General features: G+C 30.2%; 8 protein-coding genes. 1 reads left to right on the forward strand and 7 read right to left on the reverse strand.

Annotation, left to right across the window (positions count from 1 at the left end; all coding sequences use genetic code 4):
- Window positions 1–30: 30 nt before the first annotated feature.
- From QJQ40_RS02105 to QJQ40_RS02135, 7 genes are all read right to left on the reverse strand, one after another.
- Entirely contained in the window at window positions 31–12,087 is a 12,057-nt protein-coding gene (locus tag QJQ40_RS02105) for a hypothetical protein (protein ID WP_282860991.1), read from the reverse strand.
- 1,047 nt (window positions 12,088–13,134) lie between these two features.
- Complete coding sequence (locus QJQ40_RS02110; RefSeq protein ID WP_282860992.1) at window positions 13,135–14,340, reverse strand: acetate/propionate family kinase; 1,206 nt, start codon at window positions 14,338–14,340, stop codon at window positions 13,135–13,137.
- Window positions 14,340–15,293: a phosphate acetyltransferase gene (locus QJQ40_RS02115; protein ID WP_010321441.1), complete on the reverse strand. Its 954-nt coding sequence runs from the start codon at window positions 15,291–15,293 to the stop codon at window positions 14,340–14,342. The genes QJQ40_RS02110 and QJQ40_RS02115 overlap by 1 nt, the downstream gene beginning before the upstream one ends.
- A 246-nt stretch (window positions 15,294–15,539) precedes the next feature.
- Complete coding sequence (locus QJQ40_RS02120) at window positions 15,540–17,312, reverse strand: hypothetical protein (RefSeq protein ID WP_282860993.1); 1,773 nt, start codon at window positions 17,310–17,312, stop codon at window positions 15,540–15,542.
- Window positions 17,313–17,620: 308 nt separating this feature from the next.
- Window positions 17,621–19,399, reverse strand: coding sequence for a hypothetical protein (locus QJQ40_RS02125; protein ID WP_282860994.1), 1,779 nt, complete (start codon window positions 19,397–19,399; stop codon window positions 17,621–17,623).
- Between the two features lie 259 nt (window positions 19,400–19,658).
- Window positions 19,659–21,434, reverse strand: coding sequence for a hypothetical protein (locus QJQ40_RS02130; protein WP_282860995.1), 1,776 nt, complete (start codon window positions 21,432–21,434; stop codon window positions 19,659–19,661).
- Window positions 21,435–22,869: 1,435 nt separating this feature from the next.
- Window positions 22,870–24,411: an APC family permease gene (locus QJQ40_RS02135; RefSeq protein ID WP_282860996.1), complete on the reverse strand. Its 1,542-nt coding sequence runs from the start codon at window positions 24,409–24,411 to the stop codon at window positions 22,870–22,872.
- Window positions 24,412–24,553: 142 nt separating this feature from the next.
- On the opposite strand from QJQ40_RS02135, the gene QJQ40_RS02140 reads away from it, so the two are divergent.
- A complete protein-coding gene (locus QJQ40_RS02140) occupies window positions 24,554–26,290 on the forward strand; it encodes an Mhp366/Mhp367 family surface (lipo)protein (protein ID WP_282860997.1) in 1,737 nt (578 codons plus the stop codon).
- Window positions 26,291–26,713: the final 423 nt, after the last annotated feature.

The raw sequence follows: 26,713 nt of genomic DNA on the forward strand, positions 1-26,713 counted from the left end.
TTAATTGGTTAAAATAAACTGTTGTTTAGATTAATAAGTAATTCTAAGTCAGGCGTCATCATTTGATACCCATGGGACAAAATAAGGATTTTCAGCATCAACTTCGAGCCCATCATAGCCTTTTACTGGCAATAGGTAGTTATGTGATTTTCCATTAGAAAGATTATGGATTTTATACTGTTGATTTGCTTTATAAATATTACCACCAACATCGCCCTGTAAAAAACGATTTTGGGTAAAATCTGGCGGCAGATAAGGGAAAACTAGTAGACCCATGAAATTTAAATTTGTCCCAGCTTTTGGAAGTTCATGTTCGGATCAATTAGCTGGAGCTAAATTTATTCAAAGAGTTCTGTCATTAACGTTAATATCGTCTTGTAATCTAATAGGAAGGCCATTTTTATTACCGAACAAATAGATTTTACCTGATTGATCGACAAAAGTTGCATAAGAAACTGTCGGCATGATTTCCTGGAGTCTGACACCGCTAGTAATTTTGTTTTTTGGACTATTAAATTCAATTCTTAGTCATTTTGCATCTTTTTCATATCTAACATTTTTTATACCAAAAGGGTGAGTGGTTTGTTTTTGAAAAAGTTTAGTAAGTCAATTACTCATATCTTCACCTGCATACTGTGTTCCATAAATTTGACCAGCTATATTAAAATCAGCACTACCTGGATCATTATTACCATTCTTAGAAATAAGAGTTTTAACAGGTCCAGTTGGGCCAATAAAAAAAGTATTAGAATGGTTTACTTGGTGAGCAGCTTGGTCGTGAAAATCATTATACATTTTTTGAAAAATTGATGTTTGAAAGGCATCAATTACTAGGTGTGTTTGAGTGTTTTTATCATATTTTCTAACTTCTGATCCATGCCAAACATTTCCGGATGGATTTGCTCAAAAGTTACCTCAATATGGGTCTTCTTTTTGAATTATTGGCGAAGTCATAAAGGTTAGATTTATTTTGTCTGAGAAGGTAGGGACTAATGGTTCAAAATCATTAACATTAGTTGACCTATTAAGGAGGTTACTTAAAATTTTTGGATAAATAGAAATAATTTTCTTAGAAAAATTATCAATAGAAGTATAATGATATGTAATTATTAAACCTACTTTGACAGTCTTAGTAAGGCTTGAATCATCAACTTCGAATTTTGCAAGCCTAAGGGTATAAAACTTATTACGGATATGATTTTCATTTAATCTAGTTTTTGGGTATACAATTTTAGGAATTTGCTTAACTAAATCAACATATTTTTGATTAGGATTTCTTAAAAGTGATCCAAAAGGATTTCTAAGATCATAATCATAAACCTTTACGTCAAAATCAAGGTTATAAGAATTTGAATTATCTGCTGTTCATTGATTTGTAGGGCGACTAAGAAGTGTTCCGACATCATTTGTCGCATCTACTTTATATGTTAATTGATTATTCGGCGAACCGGGATTTTTTATTATTTCTCGCTGATTATCGAATCTAATATTTGATGATAATTCAACTCATTTGTTAATATCGCTATTAGATGTGAAATTTGCATTACTAAATCGATCCTTTAAAGGGGTCAACAATCCTTTTGGATCTTCAAATTCCATTTCGATGTAAGCGCCAATTTGGTTTAGTGGCTTAATTTCGGATTTTTTGAGCAAAATTCTGTTTGTATATTTGGCAAAATCATCAAGTTCGATTGTTTGAATTCTTGAGACTTGATTAGTTTGCGAACCTGTAGAAGTATAGGCTTCACGGTCTGGGTTTCTGTTGTCTGTCTGATTAGTATTAATATTACTTATAATTTTTGAAAATACTGATTGTGATCGATTATCATTATCTCTAAAATATTTATACTGAATGGCAACACGCATCTTGTAATATGATAACCAAGATGCATCGCCTTTTAGGCTAAAAGCAAAATAACGTCGATAAGGATTATCGGTGATGGTTTTGTTATTTAATTGTTCTATCTCTCTGTGATATTCTATCAAAGACCTAATGTTGTCAAGTGCATTTTTTTGTCTTTCTAATTCAGCCTTTTGGTTTTCGATTGCTCTCTTAATTTGAACACCTTCGCCGATCAATTCACGTTTATATTCTGCTTGGAAACTAGGGGTTGCTAGTTTTGTAAGTAAATCAATACGTTTTTCATCTTGAGTTTCAAAGTTTTGGATATCGTTCTGAATTGTTTTAATTTTTTGTTCAAGAACATCTTTTTCAATTAAAAGTCGTTGTACCTCAGGGTTTTCAGTATATTCAACCGGTGGACCGATTAGCTCACGCGGATTATATAATTCAACTAATGAACCTGTATTGTTTGGCTCATATTTTGCCACTTGTATTCAGCTTCGTGCGTCTTGGGAGTTGTTCCCTTTGTCTTTATCCTCTACTCCCTCAAGAATTAATTTTCAATCTTTCATTGATGACTCATCAATTGCAAAGTAAGGATCATCAAAAGCAAAGTAAATAGTTTGCTCAAAAGTGTCTTCTTTCCCTGAGTGATTGTAAAAATTAGTAATTCCAGCTTTTACCAAAGGTGGCTGAGCTAATTGAGTTGTAAACTGAAGATTATTAGTGCTAGGAGTAGCGGCTTGGGTATCATCAAGATTTAAAGTAAGTGGGGTTGCACCATTTTTTTCAACCGTTTTAATTTGAGTAACTTTATAGGTTGTTGAAGGATAGAAATTAGTATCTTGAGCATCGGTGACTTGTTGGTTGTCTAGACTTGCAACAAGTGCGTTTTTGGAACTATCAAATTTGACATTAAAGTCATATTCTCTTTCCTGGTTGTTAGTATCTCCTTGTTTTAATTCTGTACCATTAGGGCCTAGTGGCTTAAATTTAACTTTAATTTGTTTATCATTTAGTGATCACATTGAAACTGGATCTAAATTTAGGGTTAAATTTTCAGGCACATATTCAGGTTTAGGAGTAGGAGGGTTGCTAGTAGTATTATAATTTCTAGGTGTTTGGGTTAAAATAATTCTTTCAGGTGAGAGTTCAGTAAATGAGGTTTTAAATACTTTAGCATCAGTGCTAGCCTCTCGTTGAGCAGAACCAGAACCTTCTAATTTAAGTCTATAATTATCTTCACCAAAAGGGATTTCAAGATCTTGACCTTGAAGTTTTAAAATTTTGTACTCGAGATTTGGAATTAAATTATCTAAATCATATTCAATTTCAAATCTAGTCTTATCTTTAAAAGTTGTAACCTGTGATTGGGTAATTAATGTAATTGGAATTTTGCTTGTTGTTTGACCGTTTGGATCAGGTTGGATAGATAAAACAACTGGGTTGTTAACAACTCGATCAAAGTTAGTTGGATCACCTTTTAATTTAATTTTTAATTTTGCACTTGTATCTGTAAGGTTAGACACAACTAAAGATTCAATAACAGTTGGAATAATAACTTCTGACTCAAGTTTAGGAGCATACTCTAAATTATATTGTCTTTCAGGAACGGCAACAACAATATCTTCAGGTCTTCTACCTTTAAGGTCGGTAGTTGATGAAACTCCTTTGAGTGTAAATTCAAAACCAATTTTGGTTCCTGGTTGGATTTGATTTGGAGCGCGTTGAGCTAAATCAATATCAACTTTATAAGGAGTTGCTTTTTTAGCTAGATCTTTAGTTACTGGTAGATCTCGAATTGTAGTTATATCTCTATTATCATTTTTATTTTTAATTTTAACATCAAATCTTGCACCGTCTAAAAATGAATTGTCATTGTCAAAATAAAGACTTACATTTCCAAAAACTTTTGATCCGTCTTCTTTTGTAGGATTAAGCCCCGCTGAGGCTTGAGCAGAACCTGAACTTCCGGTATTTCCTGGAGTTGTATTAGTTCCAGTAGTCCCAGTTTTTAAGTCAGTAACCTCTAAGTCAGCAAGGAAAATTTGTTGAACTGTTGGTGTAAATTTTAAATTTGTTGAACTAGCTAAATGATCAATTTTAACTCCACCAATTTGAAAGTTTTTAATGTCATAAGTGTGGAATCTATCAAGGTTATTTAATTTAAAAGTAACTGTCCCTTTTGTTGGGTCATATTGTTCTTGGGAAATAAAGCTAATTTCTTTTCTATCCGCTGTAGTTCCGGGAGCAGTACCTGCCGCCGGAGCCGCTGTAGAAGCATCTGAACGAACAATAGTAATTGTTGCAAAACTTCTTGGAATTTGTAAAAAGTGTTTATTAAAATTAAATACTAATGTTGCTGATCTTCCGTCAGCATCTGTATTATCGTCTTGAGAGAAATTAGTTGCTTCTTGATATGCAAATTGAGCCTTAGTTTCAAAAAATGGAATTTTTTGATTATTAGGAGCCTTTTTGACCTCAACTGAGTCAAATTTGGCAACTTCCATTTGACCTGCGCCTAAAGTTGTTGGTCTAACTGTATTTCGGGTATCAACAGTTTTAATTCTTAAACTAGAATTTGATGTTGATACTCTGCCTCCCCTAGGAACTGGTAAGGTAGCTTCTTTAATTGTAAATTTAGTAATTTCGTAAGTTTTATTTGGGGCTAAAGTAGTTCGGGTTCTAGTATCTTTTGAACTAATATTATCAATTGTTACTCGTGAAATTGGTCCATCAGGAATAAAACTAAATTTAGTTACTGGAGGAGTTGCGGCTCTAGACCCTCTACGTGGTGGAGGAGTTTGAGCCGGCTGGTCGAGTTTTTCAGTAATTTCAAGTTCAACTTTGTGTTTGTTTCTTCAAAGATATTCGTCTTTTTCGTCAAATTGGAAAATAACATTTGCTGCAGTATCTTGATAGGCTCCAACTTGGGAAAAATTAGTAAGTCAGGCTTTTTTTCCTGGAGTTGTAAACTGAGTTTTGTCAACTCTGTTAGTTTTATACTCAGAGAGTTCAATTTTTTGATCTTTATAAGCAAAAAACTCAATATTGTAAAGTGAAGCTTTATTTAAGTTAGTTTCAAAAGTAGCAACATAAAAATGTGAAGCACCTGCTTGTGTTCTTGATTCATTTAATTTTTTAATTGAACTAGCTTTTCTTATTTGTTCATATTTTTTAAGAGACTCATTGTATAGTTGTACCCTAAAATTATTTTTATCACTATCTTGGTCAGATAGATCTTCTGAAGAAATAAAGTATGCATAAATTGTTGCATCAATTCCTGAAAACTTATCTTTTTCTTCAACATAAATTAACTGATCATACAAGGCAATTGGACTTGTTTGAATAATTGATGTTTCATTAATTTTTTTGTTTCTTTGTGAAGTATCATTATCAAAAGTTGCTAAAGACTTGTAATTTGAGTTAAAATCAACAAGATTTTGATTTGGGCTTGCTACACTTCGTTTTGCCCGACCAGAAGTTGAGCTTGGCTTTTGAACTAGTTCAACTTTTGTGATTTTATAATTATAAGTTTCAAATAATTTGTTTTGATTAATTCTCTTAACTTCGGTAGAAACGCTTCCCTCAACATTATTCGGCTTAGTTAAAAGTGTATTTGTTTGAGTATCAACACTAAACCTTGTATGAGCTTCCGGTATAATTAGTGTTTTTTGATTTGCATTAGTATAATTATCTGTAAGCTCAACGCTAACAGTTGAGTCAGAATTAATAATTCCGTTAACAGTTGAAGTTGTTGTATTTCTATTTGTCTTATCAATCCGTTGGTATGAAACTCTAACGGTATAATTTTCTAAATATTGGGCAACTTGATCATCAAGGGTAATTTTAACATTAGCAGTTTTTTTGCTTGAATTATAAGCTGATTCAATTTTTTTAACACTAAAACTTGTCGGGGTTGTTCGAAATAGTTTGTCTTCGTATTTAACTGACTTATCATCAAAGGCAATTACTTGTTCAGCATTGTTATTATCTGCATAATTAACTGAAACAATTTGGTAATAATTTAGTGTTTTTAAATTATTTGCTCTAAAAGTATATTGCGAAGTACTTGAACCTGCTGCAGGACGACCAATTAGGCCTGCCTTATGTTCTTGACCATCGGTAATGTCAATATATTTTAATTTAATTGTTGGTGATTGAGCATCTAATAATAAAGTTGAATTTAATGTAATTCTTAATTCAGCATTAGTTCCTGAAAGATTAACTTTTTCAACTGCACTAATAAATGAAGCTGTATCAAAAGTAGTCTTAACTGCAGGAGCTGGGGCTGAAGCAGGTGTTGTTGGATCTTGAAGCGGACTTGTTGAGATATTTACATTCAAAAAGTTAGTATTAGCTAGAGTTGCCGCTGGAGAATCAGCAGGAGAACCTGCAGGAGCCGGAGCAGTCGGGGAAGCTACAGAACCTGCTTGCCCTGCAGCTTGAGAATTATCTTGGAATGAACTAACCCCAGAAGAAGAACTGTCAAAAACACTAAGACTACGACGAGAACGAGCCAAAGGAACAAGATTTGAAGACTGAGTTGCTGAGTGTGTTTTGGTTGAATCAGTTGAAGTTACTGTGTTTAGCGGGAAGAATTTAACTACTTTTTGGTTTTGATCAACATCTGGAATAAATTCTAACTTTGAAATTTCAAAACGACTTCCTACCGGAACCTTAGCAGCTAGATTATCTTTATTAATTCGAAAAACAGCAAGACCATCTTGGTCAACAGTTGTCTCAACACTAAGATCAGGATCATCGGCACCAGCGGCTTGGAATTTTTTAAATGTTAGTCTAACTTTATTGTTAACTAAAAATCAGTTTTTATTAATATCAAAAACCATTCTTAGAACCGCTCCATGACGTTTAAATTCAGTTTGGGCAATATAATTAGGAGTAACGTCCCGGGCAGTTGTTGCAAATTCTTTTTGGCTTTCAGTAAGAGTATTTAAAAATCCAAGGCGAACGCCGTTGACAAAAATATCAACAATTGAATAAACTGTATACTTTTCTAAATCTTCTAATAAAAATTTAACAGTAGCTACGTTGTTTTGTTCATCAAAACTAATTTGGGCACCGGCCTGAGAAATTGCACCGGTACGATTTGACTTTACAACTAATTTAATGTCTGCAGCTGCACTAGAAGCTTTAGGTCCGCTAACATAATCTTTGAAAAATTGTTTTGGATCTTTAATTTTAAGCTCAATACCAGCTTGAGTATCGGTTAAATTGGTTTGCTCTAGGGTTAAGTCAGGCATTTTTGTTGCTAATTCTTGTTCCAATAAAGTTTTGTCAATTTTAATTTCAGAAATTAAAGACTTTGTTGAAAAGAGTTTTTTGTGTTTGTCTTCAACTTCAGTTTTGTCAAATACTACATTAATATTATTTGCAACTGGACTTGCCTCAGGAGCTTGACGCCGAACACGACGCCCAAGTGAACGGGTTGTTCGAGTGACTGTTTTTTTTGATAATTTTAAGCCTTTAACTTCATAAGTACTTGCCTCATCAAGATTTTCAATTGTAAATACAGCCTGGTTATTCGAAACAATAACTTTGCTTGATTTTTTGACTTCAGTGTCTTTAGTTTTTAGAACATATTCAAGTTCAGCTTCAAATTGCTCATTTAAAATATCATCATTAACTGAGTCAAAAAAGACTGTAAGTTCAACACTTGTCTCTGAGACATCAACATAAGAAATATTTTTAACACTAACAGTGGTTAATTGAGTTACAAATGTTTTGGGTTGATCAACTATACTTGCCGCAAAAGGAATTGAATAAATACCATTTGGGCGAACAACAGAAATTGAACTAACTTCGTATTTTGTTAGTTTTTCTAAATTATTATTAAATTCAAATTCAACTGAAGCGGAAGTCTTAGGAGTTTGGCCAGCAACTGACTCTTCAGCCTTAATTTTTGCCGAAGCCAGTACTATTTTTCCAGTTAGTTTGTTAATTAAAGTCAATGTTGCAAGTTGGTCATTTTTTAGTTTTAGTATTTCATTATTTGAGTTAGAAAATTCAACTTTAATTTTTGCTGACTGTTGTTTGTCAATTCCGTTTGTAGAATCAACTGGATTAAATACAATACTTGAGACAACAACGTCAGTTGCAAATTTTAGAGTTTTTTGGTTTGACTCAGCAGTAATTTCGGCAGCCCTTGAAGTTGTAGCATCACTTGCTAGAAAATCATTAACTATTTTAAATTTAGGACCGCTTACTTTATTCACTTCATTTGTTTTTACATCAGATTTGTTGGCTAAAGTTAAAGCGGCAATTTTAAAGTCTTTACCTTCAGCAAGATTGTCAAAAGTAATTTCAGCTCTTAGCCGTCCGTCGTCTAGTCTTTTAATTTCAACTGTTTTTTTAGTGTTAGCTGTTGAACTCTGGGCCAAAGCATCAACGGTAACCAATTGGGCAACAGGATCGCCGTCAGGAGTTATTTCAACTTCGATTTGTTTGTTTGCTAAATAAGAATCTCTAATTGGGTCAAAATAAATTTCGGCCTTAACTGAGTTTTGTTTAATATCTGAATAGACAAGATTTTTAACTTCAATACTATCAACATTTACAACAAAACTTTTTTTACTATCATCCTCAAAATTTTTCTGATCTTTAAAAATTAAATAATCAGGACGAGAATAGTCATTTACTGAAACTAGTTCATATTTTACTGCTCGGTCAAGATTTGAAAAAGTAAATTCAGCTTCAATTTGGCCGGTTTTTTCTTCTGCTTGAGTACTTGAGGCTACAATTGCATTAGTTTGGGTATTTTTTATTAAAAGGGTTAGCTGTTTTTTCTGACCGGCAACATTTTGTAACAATAACTTTTGGGCATCGGCAAATTGTAGCTTTACTTTAACAGTTTCGTTTTGGTTTGAAACAACGCTAAAAGTCTTTAGCTCAGGAGATGAGTAGAATTTTTCAGACGCAATACTTGTTTTTTCAAGATTTGGGTTGTAATTATCAACACTTTTTTGGAATAAAAAGCCAACAGAAGTTTGAATATCTTTATTTTTTGTCTCGTTGGTAATACTTAAAATTGAATACTCTGAACCAGCCTCAACTTCTTTGTCGAAATTTAATTTTAGTACTAAATTTTGATCAACAGTCCCACTTGCCTCAATAGTTTTTTTGTCTTTTGAGTTTTGAAGAACAACTTTAATTTTGTCACCGTTTAAAAAAGTATCACTAACTGGGTCAAATGATAATTCAACTGCCATTTTGTTGTGGCTCTGGGCAGTTTGGACTACTTTGATAATTTTTGCTGTACTTGCTACGGTGGCAAAATTACGCTGCGCGGCAGATTCTTCTTTTAATTGCTCACTGAACTCAATTTTTTGGCCGTCAAGCAAAATCTCACTAACTGTATAGTGGCTTAATTTGTCAAGATTTTCAACATTAAATTCAACTTGGTTAAGTCCGTTTTCAAATTTTATCTCATCAGCCTGAGCTGAGGCAACTGTTCCAGTTGCGTTATTTTTAAGGAAAATAACGGCTTTTTTTAGTGAAGAATTTGCTCTTTTATTATAATTTGGATCTTTTGTGGTAAAGCTAACTGTCAATTTTGCACTGTCTTGGGTAGGCTCGGCTGAAATTGAGGCAATATCACTGAGAGTATAAAAATAAGGTAAGTCATCAGTTTCTTGTTGGTTTAGATTAATAAATTTATACTCTAAATTATTAAAAGCCTCATCTTGGCCTGGGGCTGGATCTAATTTGAAAAAAGTATATTTTTTCCCAGGGCTAAGGCCTTCTAGTTTAACTGAAAGGATATTATTTACAAGAACTGAGTAGCCAGGAGTTGCAGTTGTATCTAAAGGTAGAGATTTAACTTCTTGGCCGTCTTCAGATTTAAAAATTGCATTAAATTTTTTGCCATTTAAATATCTGTTGAAATTTGGATTAATATAAATTGAAGCATTAGCACTTATTAGGCTAATTGACTCAAAGTTTGCTCCGATTATTTTAACTTTTTGGAAGGTGGTTGTAAATCTTGCATTTAAGTCAAGAATTCCTTCTGAGCTAAAAAAATCAGTTTTTCCGAGTATTTCAACATCAGCAACTTGGTATTGAGTCTTAGGATCAAGATCTTTAAGATCAAAATACATAACAAGCTTGTCATCTTGTAACTCGTGCTGGATTGGGTTAGTCCCAACAGGAACTGAATTTTTCAAGTTAGCAAGATTTAAGTTAATTGTTTCTGTTAAATTAGTAAAGCCTGGCTGACCAAAGACTATTTTGGCATTTAAGTCTAAATTGGTGTCTTGGATATTCTTAAAGTCTCCAGCAATTGTTACCTTAGCACGCGCACTTGTCTGGTCAACGTTTTCAAAACTGATGTCAGACACATAATATTTGACAAAAAACTCGTCTAGAGGTAAGTTTTGCTGTGTTTTTTTGTTAGGATCAAAATTGATTGCAACAGCAACCTCTGGATAGTCAGAAATTACAATTTTTTCAAGTTTATAAGTTGTTGAGCTCTCAAAGTTTTCAAGTTCAAATTTAATCTCAGAACCCTGAGGAATACTTGCTTTTGATTTATAGACTTTTTGGGGTTCATCTTTTTTGCGATAGTATAAATAAAGCTCTTTGTCGTTCAAAAAAGATGAATCTAAGCCAAAGCCAAAAGTGTATTCAACTTTTGAGGCAAGAATTTTTGGCTCTAATTTAATAAAGGTCTTTAGGTCTGAAATTGAAGTAATAAAATTACGACTTGGTGAGCCAGTCTCGAGACTGTTATCTCAAGCTAAATTTAAATAATCATAACCATCTCTGTTTTTGGCAAAAACAGAATTTGGACTCAGAGCGTCAAAAACAACTCTGCTAAGACCGTACTTTGTTTTATTTGTTAGACCTTTTGGCTCAAAACTAATTTGGTAAGAATTTGGCTGATCTGTTTTTCTAAAAACACCACTAACTGGCAAAATTGAACTGTCATCTAAATATAGATGGGCCTTAGTTCCTTCTAAATTATCAACTGAGACAACAGATAAGTCAACTTTGGAAAAAGTCGCTCCGGTAGCAATTTTGGACTCAACAATTGCCGCTGGGGTATGAAAGTTTTTAATGAAAGTTTGGCCAAATTCAACCTTTGAAGACTCGAGCTCAAAACTCTCGATTTGATAAGAAGAACCTGGAGCTAAATTACTTAGGTCAAAGCTCGCTAAATTAGCAGCAAAAAATGAACTGACACTAAATTTTTGGCCTGTTTGAATATTTGTATAGTTTAGCTTGATTGGCTTGTTTTCCAAATTAGGGCTTGAATCCAGAGTTGAAAAATTAACTGTAAGTCTTTTTGAGTCAAAACTTAAATTTTGGTCAATTAAAGACTCAGCACGATAATTATATTTGCCGGTTGTTGCTTCAAAAAGTTTTTCTTTTTGGGCGTCTTGTTCGTAGTTAATCTGGGGAGCTAGGGCAATTTTTTGCATTGGCACAAGCGGAATATCACTAGCTGGGGCAGAACTGTCAACATAACGAATTGCACTAATTTTATAATCCATTCCCGGATGAAGATTTTCGAGGCTAAACTCAGCCACTCCGTTTTTAACGGTCGCTGAATCAACATAAGAAGTGTGAATTTCCTGGGAATTGCTGAGCACATCAGTGGGTGCTGACTGATTTTTTAGGACATAATAATACTCTAAGGCAACTTTTTTGCCCTCAAGATTAGCAGCCTCGTCGGCAAATTTTAGTGAAACTGAAGCACTAGAAGGAGTTTTGGTTTGAAAGTTAATTGTTGAAACTGCAGGCGGAGTATCGACAAAATTAGTAACATTTTGACCAAAGGCAATTACTTTTTTGGCAGAAAATCTTTTTTGCTTTTTATCATCAAGATAAACTTTTAGATAGTATCTTTTTCCAAAACTAAGACCGTTATAATTAGAAGATAGCCGTCAAGTTCGACTAAATTCATCATAAATGGCTTTGTGTGAAACAATTACGTCTTTTCCTTGCTCATCAGCTGTAAAGTCAACATTTAAATCTTGATAATTTAGTTTATATGAATCTAAATCACTTAGGGCAAATTCAAGTTCATAGCCAATATTATCACGATTAATATGTTTAAAATCAACAATATTATATTGAAGTGTATTTCAAGACTTTAAAAGGAAAGGAAGAAAACTGAGTGAACCAATACTAAGACCACCAAAGGCAAGCAATGAAAGTATGATTGCACGTTTTTTAGTTGCTTTCATTAATTTTTTCTCTTTTTTTGTTAGATTTTCAGCCATAATTACTCCTCTTTTTATATAATACAGATTTTGTTTTAATTTTACCATTTTTTTGTCTATTTATGACAAAAAACAAAGCTTGAAATTATTTCAACTTTGTTTCTTTAAATAAAAAATAGATAGGTAAAATAAATTTTAGACTTTACTAGATATTTCAATAGTATGTCTTAATTATAATAAAATTTTTTAAAATCCAAAGAAAATAAAAAAAATATTTTTAGCAATCAAACATTTTAGTAATATCTCGATAGGTATGACCTAATTGTAGCAAAATACTTTAAGATCAAAAGAAAATAGAAAAATATTTTTAGTAATCAAAGATTTTAGGCAAAAATTACTAGGCAAAAAAATTTTAAAAAAATGCTTGGTCTAAGAAAAAATTCTGTTATAATAAGACTCACTAAGAATAATTAATAAATTTTGTTTTGAATTAAAGGGATTAGTTATGTTTTTTGTTATAAAAAATTAGAAAATGCGAATTTTCCATTATGTTTTTAAATATGATGGTATACCATAAATTTAACCGTTTAGAAATCTACAAATTTATGGCTTTTAATTATGGCTCTTTCAAAACTTCACATATTTTTTTAGGCTCAATTTAAATAAAAACGAGTTTTCTATTTGCATTGAGTTTAAATAGTAGTTGTATTTTTTATGGTTTTTGTCAGTGTATCCATAAATTGATTTTTTGCAGTGTTTTAGCTAAAAAAGTAGTTTAAAAATTTCATAATTTTGCTTTTTAAGGTAAAATTTTAGCTTTTTTTAGTTTTGCTTATTTTATTAATAAGTAGATTTTGCATTCGTGAGTGTTAGATTTAAAATTTAGTGCTTTTTCTTGACAGTTATTTTTTCTGAGTTTGTTAAAAAAGTTAAAAAGTGTCCAAATAATAAACCAGGACACTTTTTTAAGATTATTTCATCAAACTGGAAAACTAGCCAAAATTAATCCGCACAAAATTTTTAAAAAAATGCTTGGATCAAAATAAAAATATTGTATAATATCAATACTTTGGTTTTATTATGGGTTCTTTCAAAACTTAATAAAGGTTAGTTTCAAACTTTGAGCGTGTTTTTTGCTATTAACAGTTCTTCGTTTGTTTTGATTACGAAAATGTCAAGATCTGATTCTGGTGCTGAAATTTTTTCAATAGCGCCAAATTCTGGAATTGGTCTTGAATTTAGTTCTTGATCAAGAAGTAAATTCAACTTTGGTAATTGAATTTTTGCAATTACCAAAGCGCGAATTAGTGCTGAATTTTCGCCTACTCCACCGGTAAAAACTAAAGCTTTAATGTTTTTACCAACCTTATTAATATAATTAATTAGATAGTCGACAATTTTTTGCACATAAACTTCAAGGGCAAAACTTGCATCTTGATTACCGTTGTCTGCGGCGGAAATCACATCCCGAAGGTCAGAAGAAACGTTTGAAAGTCCTAAAAGTCCTGATTGTTTGTTTAAAAGTGTGTCTAAATCAGTGAAGGAAAAATGAGCTGTTGTGCCTAGGTAGGTTAAAATTGAGGGGTCTACATCGCCACTTCGTGTTCCCATGGCAACACCTGCAAGTGGTGTCATTCCCATTGAAGTATCAACTGAAGCCGAATCTTTAACAGCACACAAAGAAATCCCATTCCCAATGTGCATGTTTACAAAATTAACTGAATCAGAATTATAGATTTTTTCAACTTGTGTTGTTATATATTTGTGAGAAATGCCGTGAAATCCGTATTTTCTTATTCCGTACTTGTTTGCTATTTGGGTATTAATTGGATATGTGTAATTAACTTTAGGGATACTTGCGTGAAAAGCGGTGTCAAAACTTGCTGATAATTTTGCTCAAGGAAGTAATTTTTTAATAGCACTAATAGTTGCAAGCGCCCCTGGATTGTGCAAAGGTGCAAATTTTGCTGCTTCTTCAATTTTTGCTATTGCTGAATCATCAAGGCGAGCTGGAGCATTAAAACTTGCGCCCCCGTGAACAATTCGAAATCCAACAAGTTCAAATTCTTCTAGGTTTTGGACTAAATTATTCTCTTTTCAAAGTTGAATTTGACTCTCTAATGCGTCAGAATGAGTTGGAAAATCTTTGCTCAAGTTGTAGCTTTTTTCGTCAAATGTCATTTTGATTTTGCCTTCTTGAAGTCCAATTCTTTCGATTAGACCAACTCCGAGCAAATCTAATGTATCTTTTTCAAAAATTTGTCATTTAATTGAGGATGAACCAGCGTTTATAACTAAAATTTTACTCTTCATTATTTGTCCTTTTCAACTTGAAGTGCGCTAATTAGTGCGGTGTAAAAAACATCTTCAACCGTTGCTCCACGTGATAAATCATTAATAGGAGCGGCAATTCCGGTGATTATTGGTCCTATTGCCCCAAAGCCACCAAGTCTTTGAGCGATTTTGTAGCCAATATTTCCGGCATCAAGATTTGGAAAAATTAAAACATTAGCATTTGTAGCAACATTTTCACCGTATTTTTGGCGACGTACTTTATAGTCAAGAGCTGCATCTAGTTGAATTTCACCATAAGCTTCAATTGGTGAGGTCGCATTGAACATTTTTACAGCTCTTGATACGGCATCAGATTGAGGTGATTTGGCTGATCCTTTTGTTGAAAATGATAAAAAGGCCGGTTTAGGGTCAAATCCAAGTTGAATTGCAAAGTCAAGTGCGTTTTTAGCAATATCGGCTAACTGAGTTTCGTTTGGTAAAATATTTACCGAAATATCACTAAATAAGTATTTTTCATCACCTCGATGCATTATCATTACGGAAGAAATTGTTTTAATATCTGGTTTTGGTCCGATAATTTTGAATGCAGCTCGAAGAATTTCTGCAGTTGGATAATTAAGTCCGCCTATTACAGCGTCAACTTTTTTGTTTCGAAGGAGCATTGTCCCGTAAAATGCATTAGAATCAAATTGGGCAACAGCTGATTCTAATGTTTCTTTGTTTTTACGGATTTTTAAAAATTGCTGTATAAAAGTTTGTTTTTCTTCTTCGTCAACTAAATATTGGTCGATTTCAAGATTCTCATACAATTCGTCAACAAGTAAAATTGGTCTAACTAAATTTTTAGCTTTTAATTGCTGAGCGGCTTGAATTGCCCGTTCATCATGTCCGTCAATAATTAAAACTGAACGTAGACTTTTAGTTTCATTTTGTTGTTTTAGTCGTAATTCAAGATAATTTTGGTATGTCATTTTTTCCTTTCAAAGGTCAGTTTTGATCAACTAGATTTAATTTTACAAAATTTTTTTTATTTTACTAAAAAAAAGATCAATAAATTACTAGAAAATAACTAGTTATTTGAATTTCTTATTAGTCTGGTAAAAAAAATATATTTCAAGAACATATATTTCAAATAAATAAGAATGTAAAAAACAAGTTAAGAATTTTAAAAATAAACTTAAATTATTTGTCTTTAAATTTATTAATTAACAAAAAATCTAGGATTCTCCTTCTATCTCAAGATATTTTTTACTTTTATAACCGCGAAAATCTACTCTTGCAATTTCATTATAATATTCAGTTCTATCATCATTATCTCAAGAAAAGAGAAGGTGTTGTTGTAAAATTAATTCTTTTTCTTGCCGGCTATATAAATTAGTATTTTCTAGAAAGCGTCTAAAAAACCCAAATTCATGGTCTATTTCTTTTAGATATTTATTCAACGCATCCCGATATAAAATTAATTCTTCCATAGATGATTCAATCACATTTTTATCTAAATCAATTTGCCTTGGCGATCTAGAAACGAAGAAGGCCGGATCCATGCCGTCACGAAGAAAAATATCTTGTTCAAGTTTGACCAATTTTTGTTTGAAATAATATTTTAAAATTTCGTATTTACCTTGATAAATATCATCATATAAATTTGAATGTCCAAATCAGTAATAAATTTTTTGACCATCAACATACAATAAAATGAAATTTTTCAATGCAATTGGCAAAATTCATGCATCACCATCCCCATAGGCGGACTTGTAATATGGTTGAAATCAAAAAACTGGCTTTTTTGAGTCAAATTGGGAAATTATTTCATCAAAAAGGCCATATTCTTGTCCACCAAGGTAAAAAATTTCGAAATTTTCAGGTTTTAATTTTGCTCAGCTTGGCAGAATAAGAAAATCAGGTTCATCAGGATAATAAAAATCTAGATCTTCAATTCAATATTTTGGACCAAATAAAATTTGCAACAAGTAGATTAATTCGATTTTATTTGTCCAATTATTCGCATGATCATAATAAGTTTGGCCGACTTTAGCAAAAAGTTCGATGCAATATTTTCGATATTCTGGACCAAATTTATCAAATCAACTAAGAATAAATTTATCGCGATTTTCAATGTTTAAATTAAGCTTTTTAACCCCGTATTTTTCAAATTTTTTAAGCAAATTTTCATAAGTTTCAAAAGTAAATACATTTTGAATTGGTTCGATTTGGGTTTCTTCGTCAAAATTATAATTCTCTTTTAATAACAAATTGTAGATATTTTCTATATTTTGTCCTAAATATGCTTTATTTATATCTACAAACTTTGCGCTATATTCATATCTATTTGATAAAAAATCAAAGATTTTTTCATGGTAATTTGCTAAATTTTTTGGCTTTGCATAAGGAACACTTTCCAGAATTTCCTTAATAATTAAAGCTTCAATTTCTCTTAATTCAGTTTTTGATTTAAATATTTTTCAAAAAATAACCGGATAAGAGATTGAAAATTCGCATTTTCCAATATCATCAAAGTTTTCAAAGACAACAACAACCTCTTCAAAACCTTTACCATCGTATGAATCGCATGAAGAATAAAGCTCAGAGATAAGACCGTGATTTTCTTTCCCGTTTTTATCACAATATTCAATGTTTGCTCAACCGCCAATTAAACACCTAATATCATTATAAAAATGAAAATTATTGAGTTTTTTGGAAAAAAACGCACTTTTTGGGATATCTTCTAGTTTTAAATTATAAACATAATCTTCTTGTTTATAATTTAAACTAATAATTCTTTCAATTGGATTAGGATTGAAGCCGTTGTTAAGGTAATTGTATAAAAAAATTGGAAATGGAAAATTATCATATTTACAATCAAACGATAAATCAACATCGTCCTCAATCATGTTTGGAATTGAACAGCGACTATTAATATTAATTTCTATATATTTTAGTTTAATTAATTGTTTTTTTGACTTGGTTACTAAATCTAATTGCTTCTCCATATAAAAAATGCACCTTTTCAACATTTAACATTTCTTCTCTTGGTATAAATTACTTCTCTATGCCCTTTTGTTTTTTCCCTATCATTCTTACTCTCCTTACATGATAACTGGGAAAATATATTTTTATGTATGGTTAGCAATTGTCGATTAGATTTTCTTTGATATCAAACTCGTAACATTTTTGCAACCAAACATAAATTCACTATCAAAATTGCTATTTTTAAATAGACAAAAATGAAAAACAAGTTATGAATTTTAAAAATAAACTTAAATCTTTTATCATTAAATTTATTAATTAACAAAAAGATCTACGATTCCCCTTCTATCTCAATAAATTTTTTGCTTTTATAACCGCGAAAATCTACTCTTGCAATTTCATTATAATATTTAGTTTTATCATCGTTATCTGAAGAATAGATAAGGTGTTGTTGTAAAATTAATTCCTTTTCTTGTTGGCTATATAAATTAGTATTTTCTAGAAAGCGTCTAAAAAACCGAAATTCATGGTCTATTTCTTTTAGATATTTATTCAACGCATCCCGATATAAAATTAATTCTTCCATAGATGATTCCATCACGTTTTTATCTAAATCGATTTGCCTTGGCGATCTAGAAACAAAGAAGGCTGGATCCTTGCCATCACGAAGAAAAATATCTTGTTCAAGTTTGACTAATTTTTGTTTGAAATAATATTTTAAAATTTCGTATTTACCTCCATAAATATCATCATATAAATTTGAATGGCCAAATCAGTAATAAATTTTTTCACCATCAACATACAATAAAATAAAATTTTTCAATGCAATTGGCAAAATTCATGCATCGCCGCCCCCATAGGCGGAGTTGTAATATGGTTGAAATCAAAAAACTGGCTTTTTTGAGTCAAATTGTTCAATTATTTCATCAAAAAGACCATATTCTTGTCCGCCAAGGTAAAAAATTTCGAAATTTTCAAGTTTTAATTTTGCTCAGCTTGGCAGAATAAAAAAATCAGGTTCAGTAGGATAATAAAAATCTCAATCTTCAACTCAATATTTAGGACCAAATAAAATTTGCAACAAATAAATTAATTCGATTTTATTTGTCCAATTATTCGCATGATCATAATAAGTTTGGCCGACTTTACCAAAAAGTTCGATACAATACTTTCGATATTCTGGGCCAAATTTATCAAATCAACTAAGAATGAATTTATCGCGATTTTCAATGTTTAAATTAAGCTTTTTAACCCCGTATTTTTCAAATTTTTTAAGCAAATTTTCATAAGTTTCAAAAGTAAATACATTTTGAATTGGTTCGATTTGCATTTCTTCGTCAAAATTATAATTCTCTTTTAATAACAAATTGTAGGTATTTTCTACATTTTGTCCTAAATATGCTTTATTTATATCTACAAACTTTGCGCTATATTCATATTTATTTGATAAAAAATCAAAGATTTTTTCGTGGTAATTTGCTAAATTTTTTGGTTTTGCATAAGGAACACTTTCCTGAATTTCCTTAATAATTAAAGCTTCAATTTCTCTTAATTCGGTTTTTGATTTAAATATTTTTGAAAAGATAACCGGATAAGAGATTGAAAATTCGCATTTTTCAATATCATCAAAGTTTTCAAAGACAACAACAACCTCTTCAAAACCTTTACCATCGTATAAATAATATGAAGAATAAAGTTCAGAGATAAGATCAAGATTTTCTTTTCCATTTTTATCACAATATTCATTGTTTGCTCAACCGCCAATTAAACACCTAATATCATTATAAAAATGAAATTTATTGAGTTTTTTGGAAAAAAACACACTTTTTGGGATATCTTCTAGTTTTAAATTATAAACATAATCTTCTTGTTTATAATTTAAACTAATAATTCTTTCAATATGATTAGGATTGAAGCCGTAGTGAAGGTAATTGGCTAGAAAAGTTGGAAATGCAAAATCATCATCATCATATTTGCAATCAAGCGATAAATTAACATCATTCACAATCATGTTTCGAATTGAACAACGACTTTTAATATTAATTTCTATATATTTTAGTTTAATTAATTGTTTTTTTGCCTTAGATACTAAATTTACTTGGTTTTTCATAAGAAACACTCACCTTTTGGATATTTAACATTTTTTTATTATTAATATTGTAGTTTATAAAAAAGAAGATTTTTCAACACAAATTTCGTTTTGAAATTCTCTAAAATCAACAACAGCCACCCCACATTTTTGCAAATAAACATAAATTCATCTAACAAAATTCCTACTTTTAAATAGATAAGAATTTAAAAAATGCAAGTTAGAATTTTAAAAATAAACTTAAATCTTTATCATAAAATTTATTAATTAACAAAAATATCTACGATTTTCCTTCCATCTCAAGATATTTTTTACTTTTATAGCCACGAAAATCTATTTTTTCTATTTCATCATAGTAACAATTTTTACTACCATAATCTCAAGAAAAATCAAAGTGTCGTTCTAAAATTAATGCTTTTTCCTGCTCATTATAAAAACTTGAATTTTTTACAAATTGTCGAAAAGATAGGTAGTCATCAAGCGTTTCTTGTTCATATTTTTTCACTGCATCACGAAATAAAATTAGTTCTTCGATTGAAGACCCCATCACATTTTTAGTTAGATAATCGTGATTTTTTGTAAAATAAACAAAGAACGGTGGATCTTGACTATCGCGCAGAAAAATATCTTGTTCAAGTTTGACTAATTTTTGTTTAAAATAATATTTTAAAATTTCGTATTTACCTTGATAAATATCATCATATAAATTTGAGTGGCCAATTCAGCAATAAATTTTTTGACCGTCAACATACAATAAGATAAAATTTTTTAAGGAAATTGGTGAAATTCACCCAACACTTGTTCTATAAGCTGAGCGATAATATGGCTGAAATCAAAAAACTGGCTTTTTTGAGTCAAATTGTTCAATTATTTCATCAAAAAGTCCATATTCTTCCCCGCCAAAGTAGAAAATTTGGAAATTTTCCAATTTTAGCTTAGCTCAACTTGGTAAAATGAAAAAATCAGGTTCACTATGAAAATACTCAGTATCTACATCATATCTAGGTCCGAATAAAATTTGCAATAAATAGATAAATTCAATTTTATTTGTCCACCTATTCAAATTATCATAATAATTTTCGCCTTTTTTACCAAAAAGTTCGCTACAATACTTTCGATATTCCGGTCCAAATTTATCAAACCAACTAAGAATAAATTTATCACGATTTTCAATGTTTAAATCGAGTTTTTTAATCCCATATTTTTCAAATTTTTTAAGCAAATTTTCATAACTTTCAAAAGTAAATACATTTTGAATTGGTTGAATTTGGGTTTTTTCACTAAAATTATAATTCTCTTTTAATAGCAAATTGTAGATATTTTCTACATTTTGTCCTAAATATGCTTTATTTATATCTAGAAACTCTGAATTATATTCATATATATTTGATAAAAAATCAAAGATTTTTTCGCCATAATTTGCTAAATTTTTTGGCTTTGCATAAGGAACACTTTCCTGAATTTCTTTGATAATTAAATTTTCAATTTCTTTTAGTTTATTTTTTGATTTAAAAATTGCCCCAAAAAGGCTAGGATACGAAATTGAAAATTCACATTTTTTCTTATCACCAAAATTTTCAAATGCAACAACAACCATTCTTCGACCTTTAGTGTCATACAAACCATCAAAAAAATAGCCTTGCTTTGTGGAATCATTATCCTCTCCTCCAGCAAATGGCCAAGGCATACTATCTTCTCATTCATCGATTATGGGTTTGATTTGGTTGTAAAAATGAAAACTTTTGAGTTCTTTAGAAAAAAAAGTAGTTTTTAGTATATCTTCTAACTTTAAATTATAAACATAATCATTTTGTTTATAATTTATGCCAATAACTGTTTCGATTGGGTTAGCGCTAATAGAACAATTATCTGTAAGGTAAACTCATAAAAAATTTGGTATTGCTCGGTCGTTGTCGGTGCAATTATCACGCCGAAAATCATCGTGATTGAACATATTATAAGTTGAACAAAAAGATTTAATATTAATTTCTAAATATTTTAGTTTTCCTAACTGTTTTTTTGCCTTAAATGCTAAAAAATTTACTTGGTTTTTCATAAGAAACACTCACCTTTTCAATGGTTAATATTTTTTATTATTAATATAGTAATTTATAAAAAAGAAGATTTTTAACACAAATTTGGTTTTGGGGTCCTCTAAATTCAGCAACATAGCCTTCAAATTTTAGTTTTAGTACACCTTTTCAGAATGTAGTTCACTTTCTTTGTTAAGAAATTCAAGTAAAAAGTTATTTAAAATTAGAAAGTATCTGGATTAATTTTAATATCTTCTAAATTAGGGTTAAATTAGTACTTGTTCTATTTAGATGTGTTTGGTTTTTTTAATATTTGGATTGGTAACAAGCTAATTTTGTTGGTTTTTGGCTAAAAATTTGCACTAAATTATCAAAATTAGTGATTTTTTACTTTAATAAATCTAAATAGCTTTTTCTATTTCGAAAATGCCGAAGCGACCCAAAAATACTTAGGTTTAATCAAGAAAAAGTGACAATATTAGCGATAAACTTAAAAAACTTTAACTTATTCTTCATGTTTTTTCCTTTTTTTATATACAATATTAATTCTTTATTATTATAATTATACTATATATTAAAAATTTTTTAGGAAAAAATACCTAAAAAATTGTTTTTTAAAAGAATAAGTTATTATGTTAATTAATCGCTAAAAATAAACCGCACTAAATTCAGGCATATTTTCCTGAGTTTCCCAGTTTGATGGAAAAATTCACTTTTTATTGAATGCAAATATGCAAAAATACCGGTAAATCCGGGTTTTTTGACGCAAAATTTTAATTTTTATTAATTTAAAATTGACCTTTTACAAAAAAAGAAAAAAATGTTTGGTATAAAATAAAATTATGTTATAATAAATTTCACTTAAGAATAAATTAATAAATCCAGATATTAGAATTAAGGGGGAATTAGTTATGTTTTTGCCATAAAAAAATCAGAAAATGCGAATTATCCATTATATTTTTAAATATGATGGAATGCCTTAAATTTAACCGTTTAGAAATCTTCAAATTTAAGGCTTTTAGTTATTGTTCTTTCAAAACTTCATATGTTTTTTTAGGCTCAATTTAAATAAAATGAGTTTTCTATTTGCATTGAGTTTAAATAGTAGTTGTATTTTTTTGATTTTTGTCAGTGTTTTAAACTAAAAAAGCAGTTTAAATATTTTATAACTTTGCTTTTTTAGTTTTCCTTATTTTATTAATAAGTAGATTTTGCATTCATGAGTGTTAGATTTAAAATTCAGTGTTTGCTTTGATAGTTATTTTTTCTGAGCTGATCAAAAAAGTTAAAAAAGTGTCCAAACTATAAACCAGGAACTTTTTTAAGATTATCTCATCAAACTGGGAAACTTGTGAGGTGTTTTTTGTAAGCAAACATAAATTTAACTAACAAAATTACTATTTTTAAATAAATAAAAATGAAAAACAGGTTAAATAAATTTCTTAATAGATTTGATTTTTATTCAGCTTTTTCAATTTTAGCTGAGTCAAAATTATCAAACAAATCAAATTTATCAACTTTAGAAATTAAGAAGTAATTAATATAAGGGAAAGAAACAAATATTAATATTTGTGTAATAAAAATTAGAAAACTACCAATATTTGTAAGCATTAAACCATTATCAGCAAAAACTCCAGCACCAGAAGAAGAATGAGCTTGTGTTGCAACGGCATAAATTTGTGAATAAATAAAGGCAGCAACGGCAATTAGAATTAAACTTGAAGAAATTATTGCCGAAATTCAATATAATTTTGGGTTAATTTTACGCTCAATTGAATTAGGATACTTTATTTTTTTGCGTGAATAGGCGACAATAATTGCCATATATACACCAAAGAAAATTAGTGAAGGGAAATTGGACATCGAATCAACAATAACATCACTACCATACCCAATTCCTGTTCCATCTTTTTTTGGAAGTTTAATAGCTAGCGAAGGGATATAAATAACCAGCGCCCAAAACACTAATGTAATAATAAGATAAAAAATTGTAACTTTTTCATTAGAATATTTCTTTTTTAGACTATGAGCGCCAACAATTGCATTTAATTTTACAAGGTCTCTAACTTGATTTACAAATGCAGCATTTAAAGAATTAGCTACACCGTATGTTGAAATCAAAAGGAAAATAGCCACAAAAATAGTAATACCACGGGCTGCATTAGCCGGGAAAACGTCACTAATTAGACCTGAAATTGTTCCTTTATTATGCAGTGCTGATGATAAACCAATAAGAGTATAAACGCTAGCAATTAAAATCATCCCCACTGTAATAATCAAAGGGACTCTTTTACTTGCTTTTTGAACTTTATTATGAATTGAACCAACTGAAAGAAATGAATCATAAGCAAACAAAACAGCTGGAAGTGCAAGCACTAATTTTGAAAAATCAAAACTATTTTTTTCAGTTACTACAAAAGCACTAGAACCACCGGCATTATGAGTTGTTGGAAAAAAAATCCCAGCAAAGACGGCAATAATTAATGGAACAAATTTTAAAACTGTTGAAACAAGTGCAACATATCCGGAAAATTTAACAGAAACGTAATTTGTTGTTACAAATAAAATAGTAAAAAAAGCACCTAATAATATGTGCGCCCAAAACGGAAATGAAAAACTAGAGCCACTAGCTGTCTCAAAAAACCAAATTGTAATTTCAGAAGAAAATATTCCTAAAATTAGGCTTAGCATTCCTAAATAATAAAATCCGTAACTAAATAAGACAAAATAACCACTTTTTTTGCCACCAATTTGGTAAGACCAGTTTGCTAGCCCATTCAGTTTGGTTTGTTTTAAAAAGCTAATTTCAGAAAAACTAATTGCTGCAAAAAGCGAAATTATTCCTCCAACAATTCAAGCAAAAAGTCAAGCATAACCATTATTATTAGTGGTTGCAGCGATGCTAGCATTTTTGAAAAAAATTCCGATTCCGACAACTGAGCCAACAAGCATTGATAAGGCTGCAAAAAAACCAAGTTTTCGGGCGCTTTGAATTTTCATGAGATTCCTTTTTTTGATTAATTGTAAGTTGATAAAATTTTAAATATTTAAAAATTATATTGTATAATTTAGAAAATCAAAGCAATTTTTTCAATTTAACATCTAAAAAATTGCTGATTTATAACTAATAGAGAGATATATTATGAAAAACTTATCAAAATATCTGTTTTATTTAGGTTTTCTAAGTCCTTTTGCAGTTATAAGTTGCACTTCGCAAATTCAGTTCGTAAAAAATAATCCGCCCAAAGTTGGAAAGAATTCGCCAGAAGTTGAAACTACTCCGCCCAAAGTTGAAACTGAACCACCCGAAATTCAAACTAATCCGCCCAAAGTTGAAACTACTCCGCCAAAAGTTGAAGATAATTTACCCAAAATTGAAACTAATCCGCCAAAAGTTGAAGATAATTTACCAAAAATTCAAACTAATCCACCCAAAGTTGAAACTAATGAAGATGACCAAAAACAGCCAGAAAAAATTGATTCATTAAAACCGGGTTCTGAAAAAACAACTGACACGGAAGTTAAAATTGAAGACGAAAATGATTTTGAATCAGATGAACAAAATCAACCTGTTTTTGATTTTGTTCAAGTAAATAGGAAATCATTCCGAAATTTCCGCATAGATTTATTGTCAGATCTTAAAGAAGATGATTTTAAAGCACCAAGCAATCAAGTTTCAAATTATAGCCGCTATTTGCTTAGAAATTGGCAAAATGTTGTTAAAAAAGAAAACCAAAACACCTTTCTTGGGCAGAAAAATAATAATTTAAAAGTTTATTTGCTTGATAAAATGAATCCAAATTTAGTTGGTAATATTAATGCTAAACAAAATCATTTTGCTTATTTTAACCGACCCGCTTTAGGAAATTATTATAATTTACCTTGATTTGGGTTTAATTCTGATAGTCTTGAGCAAAAAAGATTTTCCAATATTTTTACAAGAAACATGCGTTTTGCAACCGGAACAGCCGTTTTATTAAATGCAAATTCCGAAAAAGCTGCTTTTCTAACTAATGCTCACGTTATTCACACACCAGGAAATAGCAAAATCCCTTTTTGAAAATTAATGAATAAAAAAGTTGGCCAAAACGAACTAAATCCAAAACTAATCAAGTTTTTACAATATCATGATGACTTTAAGATAAAAGAACTAGATAATCGCATTTTATTTCGACTTTTTGAGCAAGAAGAAAAAATAAAAAAAGGGCTGCCTAACTTCCCGTTTAATCGCCAAAGTAATGCAAAAATTAATGAATATATGGAAAATTTGTATCAAAATTATTTTGAACTGGCCGAATGAGACAATTACGGCTTTGACATTGCAGTTTTTTATTTTAATTACTCAAAATTTATAAGCGATGTTGATAAACTTATAAAATTTTTTGAAGAACACCAACAAAATTTTATAAATTCAACTTACTGGCTTCAAAATGGTAAATTCCAAAATTTTGTCAAAGATTTTACTGAATTTAAAAAATATTGACAAAAAATTTCAAAATTTCCACCTTTGAAAATTTCAGACCGGGTTTGAGATGATGGTGATTTTGACTATACAACAAAAATAGGAATGTTTTGGGCAGATAATTTATTTTCAAAAAATGTTTTTAAAGGTATAAATTTTCGCCGAGATGCTAATGACCCTCGTTTAGTTGCCGCTAATTTTTTTGCAACAAACGGACCTGGAGCATCAGGGAGCGGAATTTTTAATGCAGATGGTAGCCTTGCTTTTATTAATCGTTCAATTTTAACTGTAAATGGTAATGTTCATTCACTTTTTTATGATCAATTCGGGCTTACATCCCACTTAACTTCCGGAATTGCCCTAAGAGCAAGAAATTATAATTTAGTTGAAAGAATTTTGAAACTTTACGTGAAATAAAATTCCTCTTTTTTGAGGTTTGATTCAAACTTGAATTTGACAGTTTGATGGCAAAAATTCACTTTTTAGTGAATATAAGTAGGCAAAAATACCCGTAAATCCGGGTTTTTTACCTATTAAAATCAACCTTTTGCAAAAAAAAAAAAAAAAATGCTTGGTCAAAAATAAAATTGTGTTATAATAACTCTCACTTAAGAATAATTAATAAATTTGGATTTTAGAATTAAGGGGGAATTAGTTATGTTTCTGTCATAAAAAAATCAGACAGCGCGAATTATCCATTATATTTTTAAATATGATGGTATGCCTTAAATTTCACTGTTTAGAAATCTAGAAATTAGGGTTTTTGGTTATTGTTCTTTCAAAACTTCATATGTTTTTTTAGGCTCGCTGCAAATAAAAACGAGTTTTCTATTTGCATTG

Source organism: Mesomycoplasma ovipneumoniae (assembly GCF_030012565.1).
Taxonomy (GTDB): Bacteria; Bacillota_I; Bacilli_A; order Mycoplasmatales; family Metamycoplasmataceae; genus Mesomycoplasma; species Mesomycoplasma ovipneumoniae_D.